Source organism: Halomonas nitroreducens, assembly GCF_003966155.1.
GTDB classification, from domain to species: domain Bacteria; phylum Pseudomonadota; class Gammaproteobacteria; order Pseudomonadales; family Halomonadaceae; genus Halomonas; species Halomonas nitroreducens.
On the sequence record NZ_RXNS01000005.1, the window covers coordinates 22330 to 48900 of the forward strand.

The following is a 26571-nucleotide window of genomic DNA, read 5'->3' on the forward strand; positions in this document are numbered from 1 at the left end:
CCGATACCGCGCGGGTCCGCTGGAGGTGTCCGCGCCGCGCAGGAGAGAGCATGAGAGAACGTTTCTGGGAACGCTTCCCGCTGGAGGCACTCACCGAGGAAGAGTGGGAGGCGCTCTGCGATGGCTGCGGCCAGTGCTGCCTGCTCAAGTTCCAGGACGACGAGGGCGACCTGGCGGTGCTCAACGTCGCCTGCCAGCTGCTGGATATCGGCAGCTGCCGCTGCAGCGACTACGACAACCGCTTCGCGAGGGTGCCGGACTGCCAGCAGCTGACCCCCGAGCGCATCGATGATTTCCGCTGGCTGCCCGGCTCCTGCGCCTATCGGCGCTTGGCCGAAGGGCGCAAGCTGGCCGGCTGGCATCCGCTGATTTCCGGGGACCCCGACCGGGTCCACCGCAAGGGCATCAGCGTGCGCAGCTTCGCCGTGTCCCAGGCCGAGGTCCCCGACGAGGAACTCGAGGACCACATCATCGCCATCCTGCCCATCGACGGTTGAGCCCGGCGCCCTTAGGCATCCCGTTTCTCCACGCCCAGCGCCCAGAGGATGAAGGCATCCTGCCGGGCGTTGTCGTGCCAGCTCTTGAAGCGCCCGGAGGCGCCGCCGTGGCCGGCTTCCATGTCGGTGCGCAGCAGGGTGGGGCGATGCTCGGGGCCGTCGTGGGCCAGCGCCAGCTCGGTGAGACGGGCATAGAGTTTGGCTGGCTCCCAGTAGGGCACCCGGGTGTCGTGCCAGCTGCCCTGGAGGAATACCGGTGGCCAGGGGGCATCGGGCAGGTTGTCGAGCGGCGAGTAGTCGCGGATGCGACGACGGGCCGCCGGATCCTGGGGATTGCCCCACTCGCTGTACTCGGCGGTAGTCAGCGGCAGGTCGGGGTTCTCCATGGTGCGCAGCACGTCGACGAAGGGCACGTCGAGGACCGCGGCGCGGAACCGCTCCGGCGCCAGGTTGAGGCTGGCCCCCACCAGCAGCCCCCCGGCACTGGCCCCGTAGGCGACGATGCGCTCGCCGTCGCTGACGCCCTTGGCGACCAGGGCGTCGCGGGCGGCGAGGAAGTCCTGGAAGCTGTTGGCCTTGTGCTGCAGCTTGCCGGCCAGGTACCACGGCTCGCCGCGATCGCCCCCGCCGCGCACATGGGCCACCGCGAAGGCCGCGCCGCGGGCCAGCAGTTCCAGCCGTGCCACCGAGAACCAGGGATCGAGGACCTCGCCGTAGGCGCCGTAGCCGTAGAGCAGGGTCGGCAGCGGGTGGCCCACCAGGTCGGCGCGCATCACCACCGACACCGGAATGCGCTCGCCGTCATGGGAGCGCGCCCAGAGCCGCTCGCAGGCGAGCTGGTCGGGCTGCAGGTCGCCATGCACGGGCTGCCGCTTGAGCTGTCGGCGGCTGCCGTCATCGAGGTCGATTTCTGCCCAGGTCACTGGCAGGGTGAAGGATTCCTCGCGCAGCCGCAGGCGCCGCGTGTCAAAGTGAGGCGCATCGCCCAGGGCCAGGCTGCAGGGCGTCTCGGGCAACGGCAGGCGCTCGTCGCGCCGGCATGCATGACGCTCGTCGTACTCGAGCACCCTCAGTCGCACCTGGGCCTCCTGGTGATCCCGCTCGGTGGCCACCAGTCCCCAGCTGAAGGCATCGATGCCCTCCAGGGTGGTGTCGTCGCGATGGGCGATCAGCCGGTCGCCCTCGGTGTCGGGGTGGGCTTCGTCGATCCGATCGAGGCAGAAGTGCGCGGCCTGGCGGTTATGCAGCACGTAGAAGTGGCCGGGGCGGTGGTCGACGGCGTACTCGACGCCGGGTTCCCGGGTGCGGAACAGCTGCGGCGGCGTGGCCGGGGCTTGCGCCGGAACCAGGTGGACCTCGCTGGTGTCCTTGGAGGCGGATTCCAGCATCAGCCAGGCCCGGGAGCGGGTCTTGCCCAGCCCCAGCCAGAATTCCGGGTCGTCCTCGCGCAGCACCAGGGCCGGGTCGTCGCTGGGGCAGGGCGGGCTGGCGTCCAGGGCCAGCGACAGTCGCCAAATGCTCTCGGGTCGCTGGGTGGCATCATAGCGGGTGAACAGCAAGGTGGTGCCGTCCTCCGCCCAGCACAGCTCGGGGCCGATCCCCTCGAGCAGTATCCTCGGCTCGCCATCGGGCAGCCGCTTGAGCTGGAGGGTGAAGGTCTCGTCGCCGCGGGTGTCCTCCGTCCACGCCAGCCAGGCCTCGTCGGGAGACAGTGCCATGTCGCCGACCTCGTAGAAGGCGTGCGCCCGGGAACGGCTTTCCAGGTCGAGGAAGGCCTCGGCGGCCTTGGGCTTGCCGTTGGGGTGGCGCCACCACACCGGATGGTCGGCATCCACTGCCGTCTCGCTCCACACCGTATAGTGGTCCAGGGTCGTCGGCAGGCCCCGCACGGCCAGCTCGCGGCGCGCCAGATGACCGTGATAGAGCCGCTCGGTCAGGTCATCCAGAGGGGCGAACCAGCGACGCGCCTGGTCATTGGCGGCCTCGAGGAACGCCCGCACCTGGGGGGCGTCGCGGTTCTCCAGCCAGTGCCATTGGGGATCGTCCTGGCGTCGGAAATGCTCAACGGGGGAGGGCGCGTGAGGCGTCGGGACGGGGTCCCGCTCGCTAGGTGGCTGTGCTTTCATGGTGCGAGATGTACCATACTCAGTGTGAATTCAATAACGTGCGGCCAGTGAGGCCGTGAAGACGAGGTACCGATGCTGATTTCGGATTCGATGTCCCTACTATGGCTGAGCTACGCGCTGCTGTCGCTGGTGGTCCTGGGGACCGGCTACCTGGGCCTGGCCTTCCTGCCGCGCCTGCCGCGCCTGGTGATCACCTGGGCGGTTGCCGGGGTGATGTGGGTACCGGCGAGCTTTCGGCTGCCGCTGATGGACGAGGGGGAATTCTACACCGGACTCGCCCCCGCCGTGGTGGTGGCCGGACTGGCCTTCCTCGAGGGTGACCTCGGGGCCATGGCGCCGGCCTTGCTGCTGGTCGCCGTGGCGGCCGGCATCGGTGCCCTGGTGGGGTTGTTGCTGTGGCGTCGCGGTCGTCACACCGCGCGGCCGGCCGCGCATGACGAGAGTGTCGAGGCGGACGCATCAAGCGCACGTGGCCGCCAGGAGGGCGGCGACGAGCGACGGGAGCCGGTGATCGGCTAAGGAACCTCGATGGCCAGAGCGGGGAGGTACAGGAGGCGAGCCGCGGGGGCAGTGCTGCTGGGGCTGGTCTGTCTGCTGGGCATGGTGACGACGGCGTCGGCGCAGGCGCCGGAAGAACGCCCGGACGTGCGCGTGGTCGTCGATGTGTCCGGCAGCATGCGCAGCAACGATCCCGATCGACTGGCGGCGAGCGCCATGGATCTGCTGGTGTCGCTGTTGCCGGAGGGCGTGAGCGCCGGCGTCTGGACCTTCGGCGAGACGGTCGACAACCCGCTGCCGCTGGGGGAGGTCTCTGAGGACTGGCGGGAACGTGCCCTGTCGCTACCGCCGGCGCTTCAGGACTACCAGCAGTACACCGACATCGAGGCCGCTCTCCGCCAGGCCGCCGACGCCGAGGCCAACGGCTGGCGCCACCTGATCCTGATGACCGATGGTGTCATCGACCTGTCGCCGTCCCAGGGCGCCAAGCCGGCCATCGATCGCCGCTCCCGACAGCGCCTGGTGGAGGAACTGGCCCCGGCGCTCGCCGACCAGGGCGTGGCCATCCATGCCATCGCCTTCTCCGACGAGGCCGACCTGGCCCTGGTCGAGCGCCTGGCCCAGCGCACCGGTGGCCTGGCCAGCGTGGCGACCTCGCCGGACGGACTGCTCGGCGCTTTCCTGGACATCATCGAGCGCATCTTCCCCGCCGACAGGCTGCCGCTGGAGGAAGGTCGCTTCCTGGTGGACGACGGGGTGGAGAGTCTCTCCGCGCTGATCTTCCACGAGCCCGGCGAGCCGCCGCTGACCCTGGTGGCGCCCGATGGCAGTCGCTACCAGGCCGAGACGGCACCCGATGCGCTGCGCTGGCAGGTGGAGCCGCGCTTCGACCTGATCCGCATCCCGGACCCGCTTCCCGGGGAGTGGCGCCTGGAGGGACCGGTGGGCGAGAAGAGCCGGATCAGCGTGAGCTCGCCCTGGCACCTGCGTACCGCGGCGCTGCCGGCCACCCTCTATCGGGGCTTTGCGGTGCCGGTGGAGGCCTGGCTGGCCCGGTCGCCGGACGCCCAGGCCCTGCCGAAGGCTCCCACCCTGACGGCCAGCCTGCGCGACCTCGACGGCGAGGTGCAGTCCTCGGTCACCCTCGAGGGCGATGACCAGGGGCGCTTTCGGGGCCGGCTTCCGGCCCCGGCCCTGACCGGCAATGCCCGCCTGGTGATCCGGGCCGAGGGCGAAGGCTTCGCGCGCCAGCGCAGCCAGGCGGTGAACGTGCTGCCGGCCATCGGCGTCGCCCACGACCCGGCCGCCGGCCGCGTGGTGCTGGCCGCCGAGCATCCGCGGCTCAACCGCGACAATACCGAGATCCGCGGGGACCTGCGCGGCGAGCGACTCGAGGCCGAGGCGGTGGGCGAGAGCCGCTGGCATCTGGCGCTGCCGCCGCTGGACGAGGGTCTGAGCCAGCCGCTGCTGCTCACGGCGACTCTCACCCTGGACGGCGAGACCCGCGAGCTGCGCCTGCCGCGCCTGATCCTCAACCCCGACGCCCGAGTGGGCCTCGGCCGGGCCGACATGGCCGGCCCGACCCTGGCCGCCGAGCGCTTCGGTGCCGCGGACGAAGGGGCCGTCCCGGCCCGCCCCGAGCCCACGATCGCCGATCGCTTCGTCGAGGCCGTCAATGCCGCACCGGCCAGGTTGCGCGACTGGTGGCAGGCCGGTCGCCCCGGTCTCGAGCGCCTGGCGGCCCGCTTCCGGCAGGACCCGCGGCTGTGGGTCGGCCTGGTCCTGGCGCTGCTCCTGTTGCTTGGCCTGATCCTCTGGCGGCGCCTGCGCCGCCGTACCGGCCCCCATTCCCGGGAGGAACCGTATGTGTGAGTTGCTGGGCATGAGCGCCAATGTGCCCACCGATATCTGCTTCAGCTTTACCGGTTTCCTGCATCGTGGCGGCGGCACCGGCCCGCACCGCGACGGTTGGGGCATCGCCTTCTACGAGGCCGGCGGCTATCGCGACTTCCGCGACCCGCACCCGTCGGTGCACTCGCCCATCGCCCGGCTGATCTGCGACTATCCGATCAAGTCGCATATCGTGATCAGCCATATCCGCCAGGCCAACGTCGGCCAGGTGCGGCTGGCCAATACCCATCCCTTCACCCGGGAGATGTGGGGCCAGCCCTGGTGCTATGCCCACAATGGCCAGCTCGCCGGCTGGGAAACCCTGCCGCTGTCCTTCTACCGGCCGGTCGGCGGGACCGACAGCGAGCACGCCTTCTGCTGGCTGATGGGGGAGCTGCGCCGACGCTTTCCGGAGCCACCGACGGACCGCCACGAGCTCTGGCGTCACCTGCATGATCTCTGCGAGCGACTGCGGGGACTCGGCGTGTTCAACCTGCTGCTGGCCGATGGCGACTACCTCTACACCTTCTGCTCCACCAAGCTGGCGCATATCACCCGGCGGGCGCCGTTCGGCAAGGCGAGCCTCTCGGATGCCGAGCTGGCGGTGAACTTCGCCGAGCACACCACTCCCGACGACGTGGTCTCGGTGATCGCCACCGAACCCCTTACCGACAACGAGGACTGGGTGCGCATGCAGCCCGGCGAACTGCTGATCTGGCGGGATGGCGAGATACTGGGCTGCTATCAAACGTAAGTTTCAATCGTTCGTTTTACAGCGTGGAAGCCGCTGGTATAAGGTAGGTTCAGAACAACAAGGATCGACCGGCAGGTCGAACACAGTGTGGAGAATGCCATGAGCGAGCAAGTGACCCCTGCCATCCTCAGTGGCCCGGAGCTGGAAGGCACCGAGGCCTACTCGTCGGTGATGGATGTCTTCCATGCCTCCGTGCGACGTTTCGCCGGCAAGCCGGCCTTCAGCTGCATGGGCCAGACTCTGAGCTATGGCGAGCTCGACCGTCTGTCCGGCGACTTCGCCGCCTGGCTGCAGCACGAGACCGACCTGAAGCCCGGTGACCGCGTCGCCATCCAGCTGCCCAACGTGCTGCAGTTCCCGGTCGCGGTGTTCGGGGCGCTGCGGGCCGGCATGGTCGTGGTCAATACCAACCCGCTCTATACCGAGCGGGAGATGGCCCACCAGTTCAAGGATGCCGGGGCCCGGGCCATCGTCATCCTCGCCAACATGGCCGACAAGCTCGAGCACGTGCTCGAGCGCACCGACATCGAGCACGTGGTGGTGACCCAGCTCGCCGACCTGCACGGTTTCCCCAAGCGCCAGCTGATCAATGCGGCGGTCAAGTACGTCAAGAAGCTGGTGCCGGCCTATCGTCTGCCGAAGGCGCTGGCCTTCCGCGACGTCCTCAAGCGCGGGGCGGGGCACGGGCACCGCGAGTTCCCGCGCGAGGCCGAGGACATCGCCGCCCTGCAGTACACCGGCGGCACCACGGGGCTCGCCAAGGGCGCCATGCTGACCCACCGCAACCTGGTGGCCAACATGCTCCAGGCCCGCCAGGCGATCGGCAAGGGGCTGACGGACGGCGAGGAGACCATCATCGCGCCGCTGCCGGTCTATCACATCTACACCTTCACGGTGAACTGCCTGTTCATGATGGAGACCGGCAACCACACGGTGCTGATCACCAATCCGCGTGATCTGGACGGCTTCGTCAAGGAGCTGAGGTCGCTCAGGTTCACCGGCTTCGTGGGGCTCAATACCCTGTTCAACGCCCTGTGCAACCGCGAGGACTTCCGCCGGCTGGACTTCTCCTCGCTGCACCTGACCATCTCCGGCGGCATGGCCCTGACCCGGGCCGTGGCCCAGCGCTGGGAGCAGGTCACCGGTTGCCCGGTGGCCGAGGGCTATGGCCTGACCGAGACCTCGCCGATCGTCAGCTTCAACCCCATCGACGCCATCCAGCTCGGCACCATCGGCCGGCCGGTGGCCGGTACCTCGGTGAAGGTCGTGGACCTGGACAACCGGGCGTTGCCCAGCGACCAGCCCGGCGAGCTCTGCGTCAAGGGCCCTCAGGTCATGAAGGGCTACTGGAACCGCGATGAGGAGACCGCCAAGGCCATCGATGACGAGGGCTGGTTCCGTACCGGCGACATCGCGGTCCTCCAGGATGATGGCTACATCCGTATCGTCGATCGCAAGAAGGACATGATCCTCGTCTCGGGCTTCAACGTGTATCCCAACGAGATCGAGGACGTGGTGGCCATGCACCCGGGAGTGGTGGAATCCGCCGCGGTGGGCGTAACGGACGACAACAGCGGCGAGGCGATCAAGCTCTTCGTGGTGGCCCGGGATCCGGACCTCGATGCCGACACGCTGCGCCGCTGGTGCAAGAACGAGCTCACCGCCTACAAGGTGCCGCGTTTCGTCGAGTTCCGCGACGAGTTGCCCAAGACCAATGTGGGCAAGGTGTTGCGGCGCCAGCTGCGCGACGAGGATGCGCGGAAGACGGCAGAGGCGTGAGACAGGCAACACGGGCTGTCCAAGACGCCAGCGTGTCCAGGGCGCCATCGGGGGCCGCAAGCCGCCTTCGCCGACGGCGTGACACGTCCCAGTGGCGCGGGGCCTGAGGTCTGTTGTCGCGCCGGCATTGAAAGCACGCCTCGGCGCTACCAGTGTCCGAGTCATGGGGCATCACATCCGCCCCAGTCGACGACCCAAGGAGTGACTGTTGCGCATCGAGAAGATCAAGTCGGAAGGCGTCGCCCACCTGTCCTACATGGTGATTGATGGCCAGGCGGCCGCCGTGATCGACCCTCGGCGCGATATCGATGTCTATCTCGAAAACGCCAGGCGGCATGGCGCCAATATCACCCATGTCTTCGAGACCCACCGCAACGAGGACTATGTCGTGGGGTCGCGCAGCCTGGCCGAGGTGACCGGGGCGACAGTGTTGCATGGCCAGGCCGGGCGGGTGGACCACGCGCAACCGGTCACCGACGGCGAGCACTTCGACATCGGCAAGGCCCGATTGGGGGTGCTGGAAACGCCGGGCCATACCCTGGACAGTATCTCGCTGACCCTGGCCGATCGCGATTTCGGCGATGCGCCGGTGGCGGTGTTTACGGGAGATACGCTGTTCATCGGGGACGTGGGGCGCACGGACTTCTACCCGGAGCGCCGCGAGGAAATGGCCGGCAAGCTCTATGACAGTCTCTTCGACAATCTGCTGCCGCTGGGCGATGGGGTCCAGCTCTATCCCGCCCATGGCGCGGGCTCGGTGTGTGGCAGCGGGATGGCCGAGCGCGAGTTCTCCACCCTCGGCTATGAGCGGCGCTGCAATCCCATGCTCCAGCTCGACCGCAACGCGTTCATCCGGACCAAGAGTCAGGAGCACCACTACCAGCCCCCCTATTTCCGTCGCATGGAGGCCCTGAATGACCGGGGTGTCGAGCATGATGCGCTGCCACGGCCGCGCGCCTTGCCTCCCGGCCCGTTCGCCGAGCGCTGCAGTGACGACATGACCGTGCTCGACCTGCGCACGCCCGAGGCCTTCTGTGGCGCGCACATCCCGGGGAGCCTGTCCATGCCCACGGCAGTGGCGCCTGGCTATATCGGTTGGCTGGTCTCCTACGACACGCCGCTGGGACTGGTCCTGGACGATGACGCGGATCTCGACCGGGCATTGCGTGAGCTGTACCGGCTGGGCTATGACCGTGTGGAGGCCTATCTGACGCCCGGAATGACGGCCTGGGAGGCGAGTGGCGCCGACTACGCGGTGGTGCCCACCATCGCGGCCTCGACGCTGAAACAACGCTATGAGCAGGGCGAGGACTTCGTGCTGCTGGATGTTCGCGGCATCGAAGAGTACGAGGCCGGCCACCTGCCCGATGCCATGCATGTCTATCTCGGTCATCTACCCGACCGGCTCGATGAGCTGCCGCGGGGAATCCCGATCGTGACCTTCTGCGGCAGCGGCAAGCGCGCGGCCGTCGCGGCCTCCCTCCTGAAGCGCCATGGCTTCGACCAGGTGGAGAACTGCCTGGGCTCGATGGCGGCGTGCCAGGCGGTGGGCTGCCGCATTACCGACTGATCCCGGACATCCTCGACAGGGAGCGATATAATCGGCGATTTGCCCCGGGTGTCCCGGGGCAAATCGCGTCGTGTTTCACTCGATGAGGTTTCCTTGAGCACCACCATATCCGACCAAGCATCCTCCGATCGCCAGGCGCTGGACACGCTCGAACGAGAGCTCGATGACGTGCTGCTGCGCGACGCCCATCGTCTGAGCAAGCGTCTCGCCGGTCTGGCCAGGCGTTGCCGGCAGGGCAAGCCCGTGGATCGTGGACTCGCCGAGGTACGCCGCGACATCGAACGCTCCCGGGAGCGAGTGGCCGAGCGAGCCCGGCGTCCGGTGCACCTCGACTACCCCGAGCAGCTGCCGGTGGCCGAGCGACGCGGCGATATCCTGGCGGCACTGCGCGACCACCAGGTGGTGGTGGTGGCCGGCGAGACCGGCTCGGGCAAGACCACCCAGCTGCCCAAGCTGTGCCTGGAGCTGGGCCTCGGCAAGCGCGGGCTGATCGGCCACACCCAGCCGCGGCGCCTGGCCGCCCGCTCGGTCGCCAATCGCCTGGCCGAGGAGATGCAGGTGCCCATGGGGCAGCAGGTCGGCTATCAGGTTCGCTTCACCGACCAGACCGACGACGCCACCCTGGTCAAGCTGATGACCGACGGCATCCTGCTGGCGGAGACCCGCCACGATCCGGATCTGACCCGCTACGAGGCGATCATCATCGACGAGGCTCACGAGCGCAGCCTCAATATCGACTTCCTGCTCGGCTACCTCAAGCGGTTGCTGGACCGGCGTCCGGACCTCAAGGTGATCATCACCTCGGCGACCATCGACGTGGACCGTTTCGCCGAGCATTTCGCGCTGCCGGGCCCGGACGGCACGCCGCGCCCGGCGCCGGTGGTCGAGGTCTCGGGGCGCACCTACCCGGTGGAGGTGCGCTACCGCCCGCTGATCCGCGACGCGGAGGACGAGGCGGACCGCACCCTCCAGGAGGGCATCCTGCATGCGGTGGAGGAGATCGAGGCCGTGGAGCGCGAGAAGCGCTGGTTCCATGGGCCCCGGGACATCCTGGTGTTCCTGCCCGGCGAGCGGGAGATCCGCGAGACCGCCGACACCCTGCGCCGCGCCGATCTCAAGGGCACCGAGATCCTGCCGCTCTATGCGCGGCTGTCCAATGCCGAGCAGAACCGCGTCTTCGCCTCCCACGCCGGGCGGCGCATCGTGCTGGCCACCAACGTCGCCGAGACCTCGCTCACCGTGCCCGGCATCCGCTACGTGATCGATCCCGGCCTGGTGCGTATCAGCCGCTACAGCTACCGGGCCAAGATCCAGCGCCTGCCGGTGGAGCCGGTCAGCCAGGCCAGCGCCGACCAGCGCAAGGGGCGTTGCGGCCGTGTGGCCGAGGGCGTGTGCATCCGCCTCTACGACGAGGAGGACTACCTCGGCCGACCCGAATTCACCGATCCCGAGATCCGCCGCACCAACCTGGCCTCGGTGATCCTGTCCATGCTCTCGCTGAAGCTCGGCGACATCGAGGCATTCCCCTTCGTCGACCCGCCCGACTCGCGTTTCGTCACCGACGGCTTCCGGCTGTTGTTCGAGCTCGGCGCGGTGGACGAGGGGCAGCGCATCACGCCGCTTGGCCGCAAGCTGGCGCGTCTCCCCATCGATCCGCGGCTGGCCCGCATGCTGCTGGCCGGTGCCGAGCAGGGCGGGCTGCGCGAGGTGCTGGTGGTAGTCTCGGCGCTGGCCATCCAGGACCCACGGGATCGTCCCGCCGAGAAGCGCCAGGCGGCCGACCAGGCCCATCGTCGCTGGCAGGACCCGGACTCCGACTTCGTCGGCCTGCTCAATCTCTGGCACGGCTTCGAGGCCGCCCGCGAGGAACTCTCCGGCAACCGGCTGCGTCGCTGGTGCAAGGATCACTATCTCAACTACCTGCGCCTGCGCGAGTGGCACGATACCTTCCGCCAGCTGCGCCAGCTGCTGCGTGACATGGACATCGAGGTGCCGGCGCCGACGCCGCTGCCCGCCGGCGATGACGACGGCGAGGCCGCCAAGCAGGCGCGCCGCGAGGGCGCCGTGCGGCTGCACCAGGCGCTGCTGCCGGGGCTGCTCTCGCATCTCGGCCACTTCCTGGAGAATCGCGAGTACCAGGGGGCGCGCAACCGCAAGTTCATGATCCACCCGGGCTCGGGGCTGGCCAAGAAGACGCCCAAGTGGGTGATGGCCTTCGAGCTGGTCGAGACCTCGAAGCTGTTCGCCCGCACCGTGGCGAGGATCGACCCGGCCTGGATCGAGCCGCTGGCCGGCCACCTGGTCAAGCGCAGCTACAGCGAGCCGCATTGGGAGATGAAGCGTGCCCAGGTGGTGGCCTTCGAGCAGGTGACCCTCTTCGGCCTGCCCATCGTCGCCCGGCGCAAGGTGCATTTCGGGGCGATCGATCCGGCACAGTCGAGAGAACTCTTTATCCGCCGGGCCCTGGTGGAGGGCGAGTACCGCACCCGCGGCGAGTTCTTCGCCCACAATCGGGCCCTGGTGGAGGAGATCGAGGACCTCGAGGACCGCGCCCGCAAGCGCGATATCCTGGTCGACGAGGAGGCGCTGTTCGACTTCTACGACGCCCGGATTCCCGAGGACATCGTCAATGGTAAGGGCTTCGAGGCCTGGCGCAAGCAGGCCGAACGCGAGGCCCCGGACATCCTCAAGTTCGACCGTGGCGCGCTGCTTGCCCGCGAGGCCGAGGAGGTCACTCAGGCGCAGTATCCCGACGAGCTCCTGCTCAACGGCGTGCTCTATCCGCTGAGCTATCATTTTGCCCCGGGAGCCCCCGACGATGGCGTGACCCTGACGGTGCCGGCGGCCATGCTGCCGCAGCTGCCTCTGGCGCGACTGGAATGGCTGGTGCCGGGGCTGTTGCGTGACAAGTGCATCGCCCTGCTCAAGTCGTTGCCCAAGTCGATCCGCCGCCAGGTGGTACCGATCCCCGACTGGGTGGACGCCGCCCTGCAGGCCATGACACCCGACGACACTCCCCTCAGCGAGGCGCTCGGCGAGTTCCTGCGGCGCAAGACCGGGGTGCGCCTGCATCCCGACGACTGGCGCCTGGACCAGCTCGAGCCCCACCTGGTGATGAATCTGCGCGTGGTCGACCACGAGGGCCGCAAGCTCGGCCAGGGACGCGATGCCCGGGCCCTGGAGCAGCGCTTCGAAGCGGCGGCCGGGGCGGGGGCCCGGGCGCTGGCCGAGCAGGCCAGTGACGCGCCGACCCTGGAGACCCTGCCGGAGACCCCGCTGCCGGAGTCGCGGGTCACCACCCAGGCCGGCATCCGCGTCGAGGCCTACCCGGCGGTGGTGCCGGAGCATGATGCCCTGCGCGTCGAGCTCTTCGACCATCCCGACAAGGCCCGGGAGGCGCATCGCCGCGGGGTGGTCCGGGCGGCGATGGCTCGGCTGCCCGATCAGGTGCGTGCCATCGAGCGCCTGGCCGGGCTCAAGCCCTGCGCGCTGCTGTTCGCCAAGGTCGGCACCCGGCGCCAGCTCACCGAGGACGTGGTGGCCGCGGTCTTCCAGCAGGTGGTGGCGGCGGACCCCCTGCCGCGTTCCCGTGACGCCCTGGAGGCCCGCCTCGAGGCCGCCCGCCACGAGCTGGTGCCGCGTGCCGAGGCGCTGCTCGCGACCCTGAAGCAGGCGCTGGAAGGCCACCTGGCGGTGACCAAGGCGTTGAAGGGCAACCTGAACCTGTCCCTGGCACTGGTATACAGTGACCTCAAGGCCCAGATGCAGCGCCTGGTGCATCCCGGCTTCGTCTGCGCGGCGGGCGACTGGCTGGCGGAATACCCGCGCTATATGGAGGCCGCGCTGATCCGGCTTGAGAAGGCCCCCCGGGAACGCATGCGCGACCAGATGCACATGCAGGAGGTACAGGACTTCGAGGCCCGCCTGGCCGCCCGCCGCGACAGCGAGCGCCGTGGTCAGGTCGAGGACCCGGCGCTGGTCGAGTTCGGCTGGTGGATCGAGGAGCTGCGTGTCTCGCTCTTCGCCCAGCAGCTGGGAACCCGGATGCCGGTCTCCACGAAGCGCCTCGAGAAACGCTGGGCGGAACTCACCGGCCGGGCCTGATCGCTGCGATCGAGCCCCGCGCCATACCCGGCGGCAGGCCCGTTCGCCCCATGGAGACGATGTATGACTGATGTGGTAATCACCGGCACGGGCCTCTTCACCCCTCCCCATGCCGTCGACAACGCGGCCCTGGTGAGCGCCTTCAATACCTGGGTCGATGCCGAGAATGCGCGGCGACGCGCGGCCGGCGAGCCGGCGACCCTCGAGCCGTCGAGCAGTGAGTTCATCGTCAAGGCTTCGGGTATCCACAGCCGCTACGTGCTGGATGCCGAGGGTATTCTCGACCCCGAGCGCATGCGCCCCCGGCTGCCGGCGCGAGACAACGACAGCCCGTCCCTCCAGTGCGAGATGGGCCTCGCCGCCGCCCGTCAGGCCATGGAGGCGGCCTCGGTTGCCGCCGGCGACATCGACCTGGTCATCGTCGCCTGCTCGAACCTGGAGCGCGCCTATCCTGCCGTGGCCGTCGAGCTGCAGGCGGCGCTGGGCGCCGGCGGCTATGCCTTCGACATGAACGTGGCCTGCAGCTCGGCCACCTTCGCCATCGAGACCGCGGCCAATGCCATTCGCGCCGGCGGAGCGACCCGCGCCCTGGTGGTCAACCCCGAGATCTGCTCGGCGCATCTCAACTTCCGGGACCGCGACAGCCACTTCATCTTCGGCGATGCCTGCACGGCCATCGTGCTCGAGGCCGATGCCCTGGCCACTGCCGAGGCCCGCTTCACGGTGCTCGGCACCCGGCTGGTGACCCGCTTCTCGAACGCCATCCGCAACAATGCGGGCTTTCTCAATCGCGTCACCGACAGCGACCCGCTGGCGGCGGACAAGCTCTTCGTCCAGGAGGGGCGGCGCGTGTTCAAGGAGGTCTGCCCGCTGGTGGCGGCGCTGATCGGCGAGCACCTCGCTTCGCTCTCGCTGTCGGGGGATGATCTCAGTCGGCTCTGGCTGCACCAGGCCAACCGTCACATGAATGACCTCATCGCCCGGCGCGTGCTGGGCCGCGAGCCGGCGCCAAGCGAGGCGCCGATCATCCTCGACCGCTACGCCAATACCAGTTCGGCGGGCTCGATCATCGCCTTCCACCTGCATCGCGACGATCTCGAGGCCGGGGATGTCGGGGTGGTGTGTTCCTTTGGCGCGGGCTACAGTGCCGGCAGCGTCGTGGTACGGCGACGTTGATGCAAGGACCAAGGAACCAAGTGCAGGGAGACCACTGACGCAATGAGCCCATCATTCCCGAGCCGGAAGGCCGCCGCGGCGCTGCTCGCCGTGGCCGTGCTCTCGGGCTGCGCCTCCACGGCGACCAGCCGCCAGGCCCAGCCGGAGGACCCCTGGGAGGGGTTCAACCGGCAGGTGTTCGCTTTCAACGACACCCTCGATCGCTATGCCCTGAAGCCGGCCGCACAGGGCTATCGCTTCGTGACACCGGATCCGGTGGAGACCGGGGTGGGCAATTTCTTCGCGAACCTCGGCGAGCTGCGTACCACCCTCAACAGCCTGCTGCAGGGCAAGCCCGGCAACGCCGGCATCGCCACCGGCCGCTTCCTGATCAATTCCACTGTGGGGGTGCTGGGGCTATTCGACGTGGCTTCGCACATGGAACTGGTGGGCCGCGAGGAGGACTTCGGCCAGACCCTGGCGGTCTGGGGGGTGGGCGAGGGGCCCTATGTGGTGCTGCCGCTGCTGGGGCCGAGCACGGTGCGGGATACCGCCGGCCTGCCCGTGGACTCCTATACCTACCCGCTGACCTATGTTGAAGAGGACAAGGTACGGCTTTCCCTGCGTGCTCTGGATGTGATCGACACGCGGGCGGGCCTTCTCGACCAGGAGCGGCTGATTCGCGGGGATCGCTACAGCTTCATCCGCGACAGCTGGCTGCAGCGCCGACGCTTCGAAGTCAATGATGGCGAGCTGGGCGAGGATCCGTTCGCCAGTGACGAGTTCGACTTCGATGATGCCGACTTTGATGACGCCTTCGCCGAATGAGGCCATGACGGGATGCCAGCTGCCAACGAGCTGATCGGACTGATCGATGCCCCCGGGCCGGAGCGCGATGCCCTGGCCGAGACCATCGCCAAGGATGGCCTGGCGGTGGTGGCCGTGGAGCGGCCGGACCAGCTACCGGCCACGGCCTCGCTGGCAGTGGCCCGCTCCCGGGTGGTGCCCAGCAGCGAGTGGGCCGCCCTGGCCAGGCGGCTGCCGACCCTGGTGGTCAGCGACGACCGCCAGGACAGCGACCTGCTGCAGGCGGTGGATGCCGGCCTGGTGGATTATGTCATCGAGCCGCTTCGCCATGGTCACCTGCTGCGCCGGATCATCCGCCGGGTCATCGAGGTCAACCGCCTCGCCGAGGAGCGGGAACACGATCGAGCCCGCCTGGCCGAGCTCAACGAGCGGCTGGAAACCCACCTGGCCATGCTGCGCATGGACCAGCAGGCCGGTGGCCAGATCCAGCGCAAGCTGTTGCCGCCACGTCCCCAGACCGTGGGCGGGGTGACCTGTGACTACTGGCTGGCTCCGTCGCTGTACCTGTCCGGAGATTTCCTCGATTTCCAGCGCTTCGACGATCGCTACACCCTGTTCTATTTCGCCGATGTCTCCGGCCACGGGGCCTCGTCGGCCTTCGTCACGGTGCTGCTCAAGTACCTCTCCAACCGCTGGCAGAACGAGTGGGATGGCCAGTCCCCCGAGTGCCTGGCGCCGCGCTGGCTGGCGGCCCTGAACCGCGAGCTGCTCGATACCGGGATCGGCAAGCACGCCACCCTATTCGTTGGTGTCATTGACCGGGAGCGCCGCTATCTGCACTATTCGCTCGGCGCCCAGCTACCCATGCCGCTGCTGGTCGCCGACGGCGAGGTCCGGCCCCTGGCCGGGGAGGGCATGCCGGTGGGGCTGTTCCCCCATGTCGAGTATCCCCAGCTGGGCTGCCCGTTGCCCGCGACCTTCCGGCTCTGCCTGTGTTCCGACGGGATCCTGGAATGCCTGCCCGGCGAGACCCTCGACGCGCGGCTCCGGGAGCTCGAGCGCCGGGTACTGGCCAGCGAGACGGTGGCGGAACTGAGGGACGGTCTTGCCCTGGGCAAGATGGAGGACGATGATGACCTTATCGCCGAACACGCCCCTGGCCATGAAGAGCTGCCCGACGACCTGACGATCATGATGTTGAGCGGATTTGGCAATGATAATGCATGAAGGCCGCATCAAGGCGGCGTTCGATTCCGGGGTGTTCGTGCTCAAGCTGTGCGGTGACGTGCGGCTGACCCTGTGCGCGACCCTCGACAGCCAGGCCCAGCGGCTGGCCGAGACCCCCGGGCTCGAGGCCGTGATGGTCGACTTGCGCGAGGCCACCAACGTCGATTCCACTGCCCTGGGCTTCCTCGCCAAGGTGGCCATGGCGCTGCAGGGCCGCCTGGAGCATCCGCCGACAATCGTCGTCGACAACCCCGATGTCCAGCGGATGCTCGACGTCATGGGCTTTGCCCATTACTTCACCCTGGTGGAATCCCCCATTACCGAGCCCCACGAGCTCCGTGAGCTGCCGGAGGTGCCGGCCGACGAGGAGGGCATGCGACAGCGCATCCTCGAGGCCCATCGCATCCTGATGCACATGAACGAACACAACCGCGAGCAGTTCCAGCCGCTGGTCGAGATGCTCGAGGCCCAGGAGGCCGCCTCGCACCGCGACTGAGACACCGCCGACGACGCATCGAGGACGGGGAGGCGCCGATGGCGTCTCCCCGCGTTCGTCAGGCCTGGCGGCGCAGCTCGCCGAGCAGAGTTTCGAGCTTGCGCTGGTCGGCCATGAACTTGCGGATGCCTTCGGCCAGCTTTTCGGTGGCCATGGCATCCTCGTTCAGCGCCCAGCGGAACTCCGCCTCGTCCTGAGGTTCCGGGGGGCGGGTCTCGGCGCCCAGCGGCGCCAGACGTCTCTCGAGGGGCCCCTCGGCCTCGGCCAGCTCGCCGAGCAGGGCCGGCGAGATGGTCAGGCGGTCGCAGCCGGCCAGCGCCTGGATCTCGCCGCTATTGCGGAAGCTGGCGCCCATCACGATGGTCTCGAACCCATGGCCCTTGTAGTACTCGTAGATGCGCCGAACCGACTGGACGCCGGGATCGCGGTCGCCCTCGAGGTCGGCTTCGGGGGCCTGGGCCTTGTGCCAGTCCAGGATGCGGCCCACGAAGGGGGAGACCAGCGTTACCCCGGCATCGGCACAGGCGCGGGCCTGGGCGAAGCTGAACAGCAGCGTGAGGTTGGTGTGGATGCCCTCGCGTTCCAGCACCTTGGCCGCCTGGATGCCCTCCCAGGTCGCGGCTACCTTGATCAGGATCCGTTCCGGGCCAACCCCGTGTCGGGCATAGCGTTCGATCAGCGAGCGGGCACGGGCCAGGGTGGCTTCGGTGTCGAAGGACAGTCGGGCGCTGACCTCGGTGGACACGTGGCCGGGTACCAGGGCGCTGATCTCGCTGCCGATCTCCACCGCCACGGCATCCAGGGCGTCGTCGATGTCGGTGGCGTGGCGGGCGATCTCGGCCAGCCTGGCCCGACGGCCGTCCTGCTGGGCGGCTTGCAGGATCAGCGAGGGATTGGTGGTGGCATCGCTGGGCGCGAAACGACGGATTGCCTCGAGATCGCCGGTGTCGGCCACCACGGTGGTCATGCGCTTGAGTTGCGAAAGCAGGTCGTCTGCCATGGGGGGATGTCCTCCGTGTCGTCTGCCTAGCACTCTACCAAGGCCATTGGGGCGAATATAGACGGCCCCGGCATCTGCGCCGGATTCGCGTTATCATTAGCGGCCTATCAGAATGTCTGTTGGAGGCGCCTTGACCCTCAATGCTCGACGCGTGGCCCTGCTGGTGGCCGCCAATACCGCACTGGCTCCCTTTGCCATCGACGCCTACCTGCCGGCCATGCCGGCCCTGGCCGAAGCCGTGGGCGCCAGCATCCACCATACCGAACTGTCGATCAGCGTCTTCCTGTTCGGCTTTGCCCTTGGCCAGCTGACCGGCGGGCCGCTCTCCGATCGGCTGGGCCGCAAGCCGGTTCTGCTTGGCGGACTGGTGATCTTCCTGCTGGCCAGCCTGATGTTGACCACGGTGGACAGCCTCGCCGAGCTGCTGCCCTGGCGCCTGGTGCAGGCGCTGGGCGGCGGGGCCTGCGTGGTCAACTCGGCGGCGATCGTGCGCGACTGCTTCAGCGGCCGCGAGGCTGCCCGGGTCATGTCGACCATGGCGATGATCATGATGCTGGCCCCGCTGGCGGCCCCGGCAGTGGGCAGCGGCCTGCTGTACCTGGCCGACTGGTGGCTGATCTTCGTCTTCCTTGCCGTCTATGCCGCCTTCCTGCTGTGGCTGATGGGCACGCGCCTGCCCGAGACCCGCGCGGCGGATGCGCCCATGGCCTCGCCGCGGCAGGTACTGCGCAACTACGCCAGTGTACTGCGCCATCGCGAGGGGATGGGCTATGTGCTCGCCGTGGCCGCGACCTTCGCCGGCATGTTTGCCTTCATCACCGCCTCGCCGTTCCTGTACATGACCCACTATGGCGTGTCGCCGGCGATTTATCCGGTGGTCTTCGGGGCCAACGTGGTGGTCATGGCCGGTTCGAACCGCCTCAACATCCGCCTGCTGCGCTGGCGTACCCCTCAGCAGAACATGCGGCTCGGTCTCGGGGTGCAGCTCGGCGTGGCACTGTGCCTGGTCTTGCTGGTGGCCTCCGGTCTGGACTCGCTGTATACCGTGGTCCCGCTGATCATGCTGTTCATGGGCATGGTGGGCCTGATCACCCCCAACGCCATTGCTTCGCTGCTCGAGCATTTCAGCCACATGAGCGCCACCGCCACGGCGCTGCTGGGCAGCATCCAGTTCAGCTGCGGGGCCCTGGCCGGCGTGGTGGTGAGTGGCTTCGAGATCGACAGCGCCTGGCCCATGGTGCTGACCATGCTGGCCGTGTCACTGGCCGGCAATCTGGCCCTGCGGGGGCTGGCGGGGCGCGCCGGCCGGGTCGCGACCTGCCCATCCGGGCGGCCCGAGGGGGAAACCTGACCGAGGCCGGCGCCGAGGGTTCCGCTTTGTCATGAAGCTGTCATTTTCCTGGGGCATCTTGTGTCTCGCGAAGGTTGCACACTTCTATGAACAGGAGCTCTCTCCATGAACCGCATCCTCAAGACCACCGTCATCGCTGCCGCCGTCATGGGCGTGGCCGGTGTCGCCCAGGCCCGCGACCAGGTTCGCATCGTCGGGTCCAGCACCGTCTATCCGTTTGCCAGCTACGTGGCTGAGGAGTTCGGCGCCACCACCGACTACCCGACCCCGGTCATCGAGTCCACCGGCTCCGGTGGCGGCCTGCGCCTGTTCTGCAACGGTGTCGGCGACGACACCCCGGACATCACCAATGCCTCGCGCCGCATGAAGCCCTCCGAGTTCGAGCGCTGCGAAGAGAACGGCGTGACCGACGTCACCGAGGCCTTCATCGGCTACGACGGCATCGCCTTCGCCCAGTCCAGCGCCAACCAGACCATGGACGTGACCCGCGAGCAGATCTTCCTGGCCCTCGCCGCCAAGGTGCCTGTGGACGGCGAGCTGGTCGACAACCCCTACACCCAGTGGAGCGACATCGACGCCTCCCTGCCGGACCGCGAGATTGCCGTCTATGGGCCGCCCACCACTTCCGGCACCCGTGACGCCTTCGAGGAGCTGGTGATGGAAGCCGCCTCCGAGGACATGGAGGCCTACGGCGACGAGGGCTACACCGACATCCGCGCCGATGGTGCCTTCATCGATGCCGGCGAGAACGACAACCTGATCGTCCAGCGCCTGGCCGAGAACACCGATGCCTTCGGCATCTTCGGCTACTCCTTCCTCGAGGAGAACGCCGATACCCTGATCGGTTCCAGCATCGACGGCGTCGAGCCGACCCCGGAGGCCATCGGCAGCGGCGAGTACCCGGTGTCCCGTTCGCTGTTCTTCTACGTGAAGAACCAGCACGCCGACGCGGTCCCGGCCATGTACGAGTACGCCAACATGTTCATGAGCGAGCAGATGGTCGGCGACCTCGGCTACCTCAAGGGCATCGGCCTGATCCCGGCTCCCGTGGAGATGCGTGAGCAGGCTCGCCAGGAAGTGGCCAATCATGAGCCGCTCGAGCTGGCCGACCTGAAGTAAACGGACCGGGTTTCAGCCCCGACCGGCCGGCAACCCGCGTTGCCGGCCGGCGCGCGTTCCAGCAGGGGTGGCGGTCAGGTCGCCCCTGCGGATGAATTCCTTCGAGAGACACCTATGCAGACCAACCAAATCCTCGCCCTGTTCTGCGGCACCCTGCTGGTGCTGGGTCTGATAGCCTTCTTCCTGGGCCGGGCCAAGGCCGCCAAGGTGCGTGCCTCGGGCACTGCCATGTATGCCCAGCCCGACCAGTACGCCTGGTTCAGCGTGCTGTCCACGGCCGGTCCGGCGATCCTGGTGGGTGCGCTGGGCGCCTTCGTGATGCTGCTTGCCGGCGCCGAGATCCCCACTCTCTACCTGCTGGCCGCCAGCCTGGTGGTCGGCTGCGCCGGCCTGGCCATGGGCATTGCCCTGGTGCGCCCCGAGTTCCATGCGCGCAAGGCCATCGAACGGGTGATCCGCTTCTTCCTGGCCGGCGCCGCCCTGATCTCCATCGTCACCACCTTCGGTATCCTGGTCTCCATCGTGGGAGAGGCCATCCGCTTCTTCCAGATGCAGAGCTTCTGGGACTTCATCACCGGTACCACCTGGAATCCGGGGGCCAGCTTCCTCGAGGCGGCGGGCCGCGCCGAGGAAGGGGCCAGCGCGGCCCAGTTCGGCTCGGTGCCGCTGTTCGCCGGCACCTTCATGATCACCCTGGTGGCGATGCTGGTGGCGATTCCCGTCGGCCTGCTGGCGGCCATCTACATGGCCGAGTTCGCCCCCCGGCGGGTGCGCACCCTGGCCAAGCCGGTGCTCGAGGTTCTGGCCGGCATCCCCACCGTGGTCTACGGCTTCTTCGCCGCTATCACCGTGGCGCCGATCATCGTCGACGTGGCTGGCTTCTTCGGCCTGGACGCCTCCTTCAACAACGCCCTGGCGCCCGGCGTCGTCATGGGCATCATGATCATCCCCTTCATCTCCTCGCTGTCCGACGACGTCATCAACTCGGTGCCGGACAGCATGCGTCAGGGTTCGCTGGCACTTGGCATGACCAAGGGCGAGACCATCCGGGACGTGGTCGTGCCGGCGGCGCTGCCGGGCATCATCTCCGCCTCGCTGCTGGCAATGTCCCGGGCGCTGGGCGAGACCATGATCGTGGTGATGGCCGCCGGCATGCGGCCCAACCTCACGGCCAACCCGCTGGAGGACATGACCACCGTGACGGTGCGCATCGTCGCCGCCCTGACCGGCGACCAGGAGTTCGCCAGCGCCGAGACCCTCTCGGCCTTCGCCCTGGGCCTGGTGCTCTTCGTGGTGACCCTGTCGCTGAATCTGGTCTCGGTGATCATGATTCGGCGGTTCCGCGAGAAGTATCGGATCAACAACCTCTAACGCCTTGGAGCCTTCCCGATGAGCCAATCCTTCGACGAGATCAGCGCCCAGCTCCGGCGTCGTCACCGCAAGTCCGCCCGGTTGAAGTGGGTTTCCATGGGCGCCCTGGGCCTGGCCGGCCTCTTTCTGGTGCTGTTCTTCGCCGACATGCTGGTCAAGGGCCTGCCGGCCTTCCAGCAGGCCCAGATCCAGGTCGAGGTCGACTACAGCGAGCAGGCCAGCCAGCTGCCCCTGGCCGCCGTCCAGGAAGACGTGCGCCCGCTGGTCAGCCGCGGTTACCTGCGCCTGATCCCCGGGCGCATGGAGGACAATCCTGACTTGCTGGGCACGACCCGCATGGAGTGGGTGCTGGCCGACGGCCAGGTCGACCAGTACCTCAAGGGCCACCATTCCAAGCTGAGTGGCAGCGAGCAGACGGTGGTCGAGCGGCTGGTGGACCAGGGCCGCGCCGAGCTGCGCTTCAATACCACCTTCTTCACCAGCGGCGACTCCAAGATGCCCGAGCTCGCCGGCATCGCCGCCGCGGCCATGGGCACGGTGCTGACCCTGCTGGTCACCCTGGCCGTGTCCTTCCCGATCGGCGTGATGACCGCGGTCTACCTGGAGGAGTTCGCCCCCGACAACCGCGTCACCCAGCTGATCGAGATCAACATCAACAACCTGGCGGCGATCCCCTCGATCCTGTTCGGCCTGCTGGGCCTGGCGATCTTCATCAACTTCTTCGGCGTGCCGCGCTCCTCGCCGGTGGTCGGCGGTCTGACCCTGGCGCTGATGACCCTGCCGGTGATCATCATCGCCACCCGCACGGCCCTGCGCAGCGTGCCGGATTCGATCCGTCATGCCGCCTTCGGGGTGGGCTGCTCGCGCTGGCAGGTGGTGCGCGACCATGTGCTGCCGCTGGCCATGCCGGGCATCATGACCGGCTCGATCATCGGTCTGGCCCAGGCCATGGGCGAGACCGCCCCGCTGATCATCGTCGGCATGGTGGCCTTCATTCCCGACGTTGGCGCCACCTTCACCGAGGCCGCCACCGTGCTGCCGGCGCAGATCTTCACCTGGGCGGGGGAGCCCGACCGGGCCTTCATCGAGAAGACCTCCGGCGGCATCCTGGTGCTGCTGACCGTGCTGATCACGCTGAACGCCACGGCCGTGGTACTGCGCAAGAAATTCGAACGTCGCTGGTAAGCCCCGCGGCCCGACACAGGATATGCCAAGATGAATATTCAAGTTGCCGAGCGGAGTATCGCTTCCATGACCGGTCACAGCGCAGGCGAACCCGTCACCCGCAACGCGGAGGCCCACCACCAGCTCTCCATCCGCGTTCGCGATCTCAACCTCTGGTACGGGGACACCCAGGCGCTCAAGAACATCAACCTGGATGTCTACCAGAAGAACGTCACGGCGTTGATCGGCCCCTCCGGGTGCGGCAAGTCGACCTTCCTGCGTTGCCTCAATCGCATGAACGACCTGATCCCCGGCGTGCGCCTCGAGGGCCTGGTGGAGATGGACGGTCGCGATGTCAACGAGGCCAAGATGGACGAGGTGGCCCTGCGCCGCCGGGTGGGCATGGTGTTCCAGAAACCCAACCCCTTCCCCAAGTCGATCTACGAGAACGTCGCCTATGCGCCGCGCATGCACGACCTGGTGAGTCGCAAGACCGACGCCGACGAGCTCGTCGAGCGCGCCCTGCGCGACGCCGGCCTCTGGGAGGAGGTCAAGGACAAGCTGCATCAGCCCGGCACCTCGCTCTCCGGTGGTCAGCAGCAGCGGCTGTGCATCGCCCGGGCCATCGCGGTGCAGCCCGATGTCATCCTGATGGACGAGCCGACCTCGGCCCTGGACCCGATCTCCACGGCGACCATCGAGGACCTGATGGACAAGCTCAAGCGGCAGTTCACCATCATCACCGTGACCCACAACATGCAGCAGGCCGCCCGGGTGGCCGACTACACGGCCTTCTTCCACCTTGGCGAAGTCGTCGAGTACAACGACACCCAGACCATGTTCTCCAACCCGGCCACCAAGAAGGCCGAGGACTATATCACTGGTCGCTACGGCTAAGCCGGCGTCCCGGCACCATGGACGGGGAGGCGAGCGATCGCCTCCCCGTTCTCGTTTACGGCGTGTCACCCGAATGACATCGTCCTCGCCTATATATGGTTAAGCATATATATTGGTCGGCCATCCGGCGGACCTCGACGAGGAGGCGAGACCCATGACACTCAGTATTGGCATCAATGGCTTCGGCCGCATCGGACGCCTCGTGATGCGCTGCCTCTGGCCGCGCATCGCGGCCGGCGAGGTCGAGGTGGTACGCGTCAATGACCCGGGCGGCGATGCCGCCACCTTCGCCCACTTGCTGGAATTCGACTCGGTGCACGGGCACTGGGCGCCGGGGCAGGGCATCCGGGCGGAAGACGAGGCCATCATCGTCGACGGCGTGCGAAGCGCCTTTAGCACCCACCGAGAGACGGCTGGCACCGACTGGTCGGACTGCGACCTGGTGATCGAGGCCTCGGGGGTGATCAAGACGCGTGAGGCCCTCACTGCTTACCTGGACCAGGGCGTCGGCCGCGTGGTGGTCTCGGCGCCGGTCAAGGAGGAGGGCGTGCTCAACCTGGTGATGGGCGTCAACGACGATGTCTTCGAGCCCGCCCTGCATCGCCTGGTCACCGCGGCCAGCTGCACCACCAACTGCCTGGCGCCGGTGGTCAAGGTGATCCACGAGACCTTCGGCATCCGTCACGGTTCCATGACCACGGTGCACGACATCACCAACACCCAGACGATCCTCGATGCCCCGCACAAGGACCTGCGCCGGGCCCGGGCCTGCGGCATGAGCCTGATCCCCACCACCACCGGCTCCGCCAAGGCGATCACCGCGATCTTTCCCGAGCTCGAGGGCAAGCTGAACGGCCATGCGGTGCGTGTGCCCCTGGCCAATGCCTCGCTCACCGACATGGTCTTCGAGCTCGCCCGCGAGGTGACGGTGGAGGAGGTCAATGCCGCCCTGAAGGCCGCCGCGGAAGGCCCGCTTGCCGGCATCCTCGGCTACGAGGAGCGCCCGCTGGTGTCCATCGACTACCGTACCGACCCGCGCAGCGCGATCGTCGATGCTCCCTCCACGATGGTGGTGGGCGGCACCCAGCTGAAGCTCTACGCCTGGTACGACAACGAGTGGGGCTACGCCAACCGCACCGCCGAGCTGGCGCTGAAGGTGGGGCATGCCTGACAGCCTGTCGCTTGGCGCACGGATCCGGGCGCTGCCCTTCGAAGTGCGCCAGTACCTGCTGATCACCGGCAATTACTGGGCCTTCACGCTCACCGACGGTGCCCTGCGCATGCTGGTGGTGCTCTACTTCCACCAGCTGGGCTACTCGCCGCTGGAGGTGGCCCTGCTGTTCCTCTTCTACGAGGCGTTCGGCGTGGTCACCAATCTGGTGGGGGGCTGGCTGGGCGCGCGCCTGGGCCTCAATCGCACCATGAACGTCGGGCTGGGGCTGCAGATCGTGGCGCTGGCCATGCTGATGGTCCCCCCCGCGTCGCTCAGCGTGCCCTGGGTGATGGCCGCTCAGGCGCTGTCAGGGATCGCCAAGGACCTCAACAAGATGAGCGCCAAGAGCGCGGTCAAGGTCCTGGTGCCCAAGGACAGCCCGAGGGCCACTAGCGCCCTCTATCGTTGGGTGGCGATCCTCACCGGCTCCAAGAATGCCCTCAAGGGCGCCGGTTTCTTCCTCGGCGGGCTGCTGCTGACGCTGATCGGCTTCCGGGGCGCCATCATCGGCATGGCGGTGATGCTCGTCGCCGTGCTCACGCTGTCGCTGGTGCGGCTCAAGGCCGACCTGGGTCGTCAGAAGCGCAAGCCCAAGTTCACCGAGGTGTTCTCCAAGTCGCGGGCCATCAACGTGCTCTCGGCGGCGCGGCTGTGCCTGTTCGCCTCCCGGGACGTGTGGTTCGTGGTGGCGCTGCCGGTGTTCCTGTACGACCAGCATGGCTGGAGTCACTGGACGGTGGGAGGGTTACTGGCCGTCTGGGTGATCGGCTACGGCGGGGTGCAGACCCAGGCGCCGCGCCTCACTGGGCTGGTCCAGGGCGGCACGCGGGGCATCACGGCGTTCTGGGCCCTGATGCTGGCCGGCCTGCCGGCGCTGCTCGCGCTGCTGCCGCTGGCCGAGGTGGCATGGCTCGTCACCGGCTTGCTGGCCTTCGGCGTGGTCTTCGCGGTCAACTCCAGCTGGCACAGCTACCTGATCGTTCACTATGCACGTGCCGATGGCGTCTCCATGGACGTGGGCTTCTACTACATGGCCAACGCCCTGGGGCGGCTCGCCGGCACGCTGCTCTCCGGCTGGCTCTACCAGATCCAGGGTCTGGCCGCCTGCCTGTGGGTCTCGGCGGCCCTGGTGGCGGCCAGTGCGCTGATGGCCCTGGCGCTGCCGAGCGACGACAGGCAGGGGAGGTCGGCATGACTCTCGAGGCGATCGATGTGCTCAAGTGCCTGGCCGACGCGACCCGGCTGAGCCTGGTGCTGCTGATCCACCGGGAAGGGGAGCTGTGCGTGTGCGAGTTGACCCATGCCCTCGGCCTCTCGCAGCCCAAGGTATCGCGCCACCTGGCCCAGCTGCGCCGTGTTGGCCTGCTCGCCGATCGCCGCGATGGCCAGTGGGTCTACTATGGCCTCGAGCCGGGCCTGCCTGGCTGGGTGACGGCCATCCTGACGGCCGCCGCCGAGGGTGACGCGACCCGGCTGGACGCCTTGGCCGAACGGCTGGAATGCATGGGCGACCGACCCGGGCGGCGGGCTGTGCTGTGCTGAGCGGATGGCAG

21 protein-coding genes are annotated in these 26571 nt (G+C 68.1%); 19 read left to right on the forward strand and 2 right to left on the reverse strand.

Going from position 1 to position 26571, the window contains the following annotated elements:
- The first annotated feature begins 50 nt into the window (after nt 1-50).
- A complete protein-coding gene (locus EKG36_RS06460; protein WP_126482243.1) occupies nt 51-497 on the forward strand; it encodes a YcgN family cysteine cluster protein in 447 nt (148 codons plus the stop codon).
- 11 nt (nt 498-508) lie between these two features.
- On the opposite strand, the gene EKG36_RS06465 is transcribed toward EKG36_RS06460, so the two are convergent.
- Nucleotides 509-2623 (reverse strand): S9 family peptidase, encoded by a 2115-nt coding sequence (locus tag EKG36_RS06465; RefSeq protein WP_126482245.1) that lies wholly within the window; start codon nt 2621-2623, stop codon nt 509-511.
- A gap of 72 nt (nt 2624-2695) precedes the next feature.
- Here EKG36_RS06465 and EKG36_RS06470 point away from each other — a divergent pair, with 72 nt between their 5' ends.
- The 10 genes from EKG36_RS06470 (at nt 2696) to EKG36_RS06515 (ending at nt 16903) form a co-directional block, all read left to right on the forward strand.
- Nucleotides 2696-3142, forward strand: a complete 447-nt coding sequence (locus EKG36_RS06470) for a hypothetical protein (protein ID WP_126482247.1) — start codon at nt 2696-2698, stop codon at nt 3140-3142.
- Between the two features lie 9 nt (nt 3143-3151).
- On the forward strand, nt 3152-4993 hold the full coding sequence (locus EKG36_RS06475; protein WP_126482250.1) for a vWA domain-containing protein: 1842 nt from the start codon (nt 3152-3154) through the stop codon (nt 4991-4993).
- On the forward strand, nt 4986-5765 hold the full coding sequence (locus EKG36_RS06480) for a class II glutamine amidotransferase (RefSeq protein ID WP_126482252.1): 780 nt from the start codon (nt 4986-4988) through the stop codon (nt 5763-5765). Before EKG36_RS06475 ends, EKG36_RS06480 begins: the two co-directional genes overlap by 8 nt.
- Before the next feature lie 99 nt (nt 5766-5864).
- Nucleotides 5865-7544 carry an AMP-binding protein gene (locus EKG36_RS06485; protein ID WP_126482254.1) on the forward strand — a complete coding sequence of 560 codons (1680 nt, stop codon included), beginning with the start codon at nt 5865-5867 and terminating at the stop codon, nt 7542-7544.
- 208 nt (nt 7545-7752) lie between these two features.
- Complete coding sequence (locus EKG36_RS06490; RefSeq protein ID WP_221766054.1) at nt 7753-9114, forward strand: MBL fold metallo-hydrolase; 1362 nt, start codon at nt 7753-7755, stop codon at nt 9112-9114.
- Between the two features lie 138 nt (nt 9115-9252).
- Nucleotides 9253-13218 (forward strand): ATP-dependent RNA helicase HrpA, encoded by a 3966-nt coding sequence (gene hrpA, locus EKG36_RS06495; protein WP_425459581.1) that lies wholly within the window; start codon nt 9253-9255, stop codon nt 13216-13218.
- Between the two features lie 63 nt (nt 13219-13281).
- Nucleotides 13282-14394 (forward strand): beta-ketoacyl-ACP synthase III, encoded by a 1113-nt coding sequence (locus EKG36_RS06500; RefSeq protein WP_126482258.1) that lies wholly within the window; start codon nt 13282-13284, stop codon nt 14392-14394.
- 42 nt (nt 14395-14436) lie between these two features.
- The gene (locus EKG36_RS06505; protein WP_126482260.1) at nt 14437-15201 is read left to right on the forward strand and encodes an MlaA family lipoprotein; all 765 of its coding nucleotides are present in this window, start codon (nt 14437-14439) and stop codon (nt 15199-15201) included.
- Nucleotides 15202-15213: 12 nt separating this feature from the next.
- The gene (locus tag EKG36_RS06510; protein WP_126482262.1) at nt 15214-16407 is read left to right on the forward strand and encodes a PP2C family protein-serine/threonine phosphatase; all 1194 of its coding nucleotides are present in this window, start codon (nt 15214-15216) and stop codon (nt 16405-16407) included.
- Entirely contained in the window at nt 16394-16903 is a 510-nt protein-coding gene (locus tag EKG36_RS06515; protein ID WP_126482264.1) for an STAS domain-containing protein, read from the forward strand. The genes EKG36_RS06510 and EKG36_RS06515 overlap by 14 nt, the downstream gene beginning before the upstream one ends.
- Nucleotides 16904-16961: 58 nt before the next feature.
- On the opposite strand, the gene tal is transcribed toward EKG36_RS06515, so the two are convergent.
- On the reverse strand, nt 16962-17903 hold the full coding sequence (gene tal / locus EKG36_RS06520; RefSeq protein ID WP_126482266.1) for a transaldolase: 942 nt from the start codon (nt 17901-17903) through the stop codon (nt 16962-16964).
- Nucleotides 17904-18033: 130 nt separating this feature from the next.
- Here tal and EKG36_RS06525 point away from each other — a divergent pair, with 130 nt between their 5' ends.
- The 8 genes from EKG36_RS06525 (at nt 18034) to EKG36_RS06560 (ending at nt 26560) form a co-directional block, all read left to right on the forward strand.
- On the forward strand, nt 18034-19254 hold the full coding sequence (locus EKG36_RS06525) for a multidrug effflux MFS transporter (protein WP_126482268.1): 1221 nt from the start codon (nt 18034-18036) through the stop codon (nt 19252-19254).
- Between the two features lie 105 nt (nt 19255-19359).
- The gene (locus EKG36_RS06530; RefSeq protein WP_126482270.1) at nt 19360-20373 is read left to right on the forward strand and encodes a PstS family phosphate ABC transporter substrate-binding protein; all 1014 of its coding nucleotides are present in this window, start codon (nt 19360-19362) and stop codon (nt 20371-20373) included.
- A gap of 114 nt (nt 20374-20487) precedes the next feature.
- On the forward strand, nt 20488-21744 hold the full coding sequence (gene pstC / locus EKG36_RS06535) for a phosphate ABC transporter permease subunit PstC (RefSeq protein WP_126482272.1): 1257 nt from the start codon (nt 20488-20490) through the stop codon (nt 21742-21744).
- Nucleotides 21745-21762: 18 nt separating this feature from the next.
- The gene (gene pstA, locus EKG36_RS06540) at nt 21763-22929 is read left to right on the forward strand and encodes a phosphate ABC transporter permease PstA (RefSeq protein WP_126482274.1); all 1167 of its coding nucleotides are present in this window, start codon (nt 21763-21765) and stop codon (nt 22927-22929) included.
- Nucleotides 22930-22995: 66 nt separating this feature from the next.
- The gene (gene pstB / locus EKG36_RS06545) at nt 22996-23805 is read left to right on the forward strand and encodes a phosphate ABC transporter ATP-binding protein PstB (RefSeq protein ID WP_126482634.1); all 810 of its coding nucleotides are present in this window, start codon (nt 22996-22998) and stop codon (nt 23803-23805) included.
- Nucleotides 23806-23959: 154 nt separating this feature from the next.
- Nucleotides 23960-24976, forward strand: a complete 1017-nt coding sequence (locus EKG36_RS06550) for an ArsJ-associated glyceraldehyde-3-phosphate dehydrogenase (RefSeq protein WP_126482276.1) — start codon at nt 23960-23962, stop codon at nt 24974-24976.
- Nucleotides 24969-26213, forward strand: a complete 1245-nt coding sequence (gene arsJ / locus EKG36_RS06555) for an organoarsenical effux MFS transporter ArsJ (protein WP_126482278.1) — start codon at nt 24969-24971, stop codon at nt 26211-26213. The genes EKG36_RS06550 and arsJ overlap by 8 nt, the downstream gene beginning before the upstream one ends.
- Complete coding sequence (locus tag EKG36_RS06560) at nt 26210-26560, forward strand: metalloregulator ArsR/SmtB family transcription factor (RefSeq protein WP_126482280.1); 351 nt, start codon at nt 26210-26212, stop codon at nt 26558-26560. The genes arsJ and EKG36_RS06560 overlap by 4 nt, the downstream gene beginning before the upstream one ends.
- Nucleotides 26561-26571 lie beyond the last annotated feature (11 nt).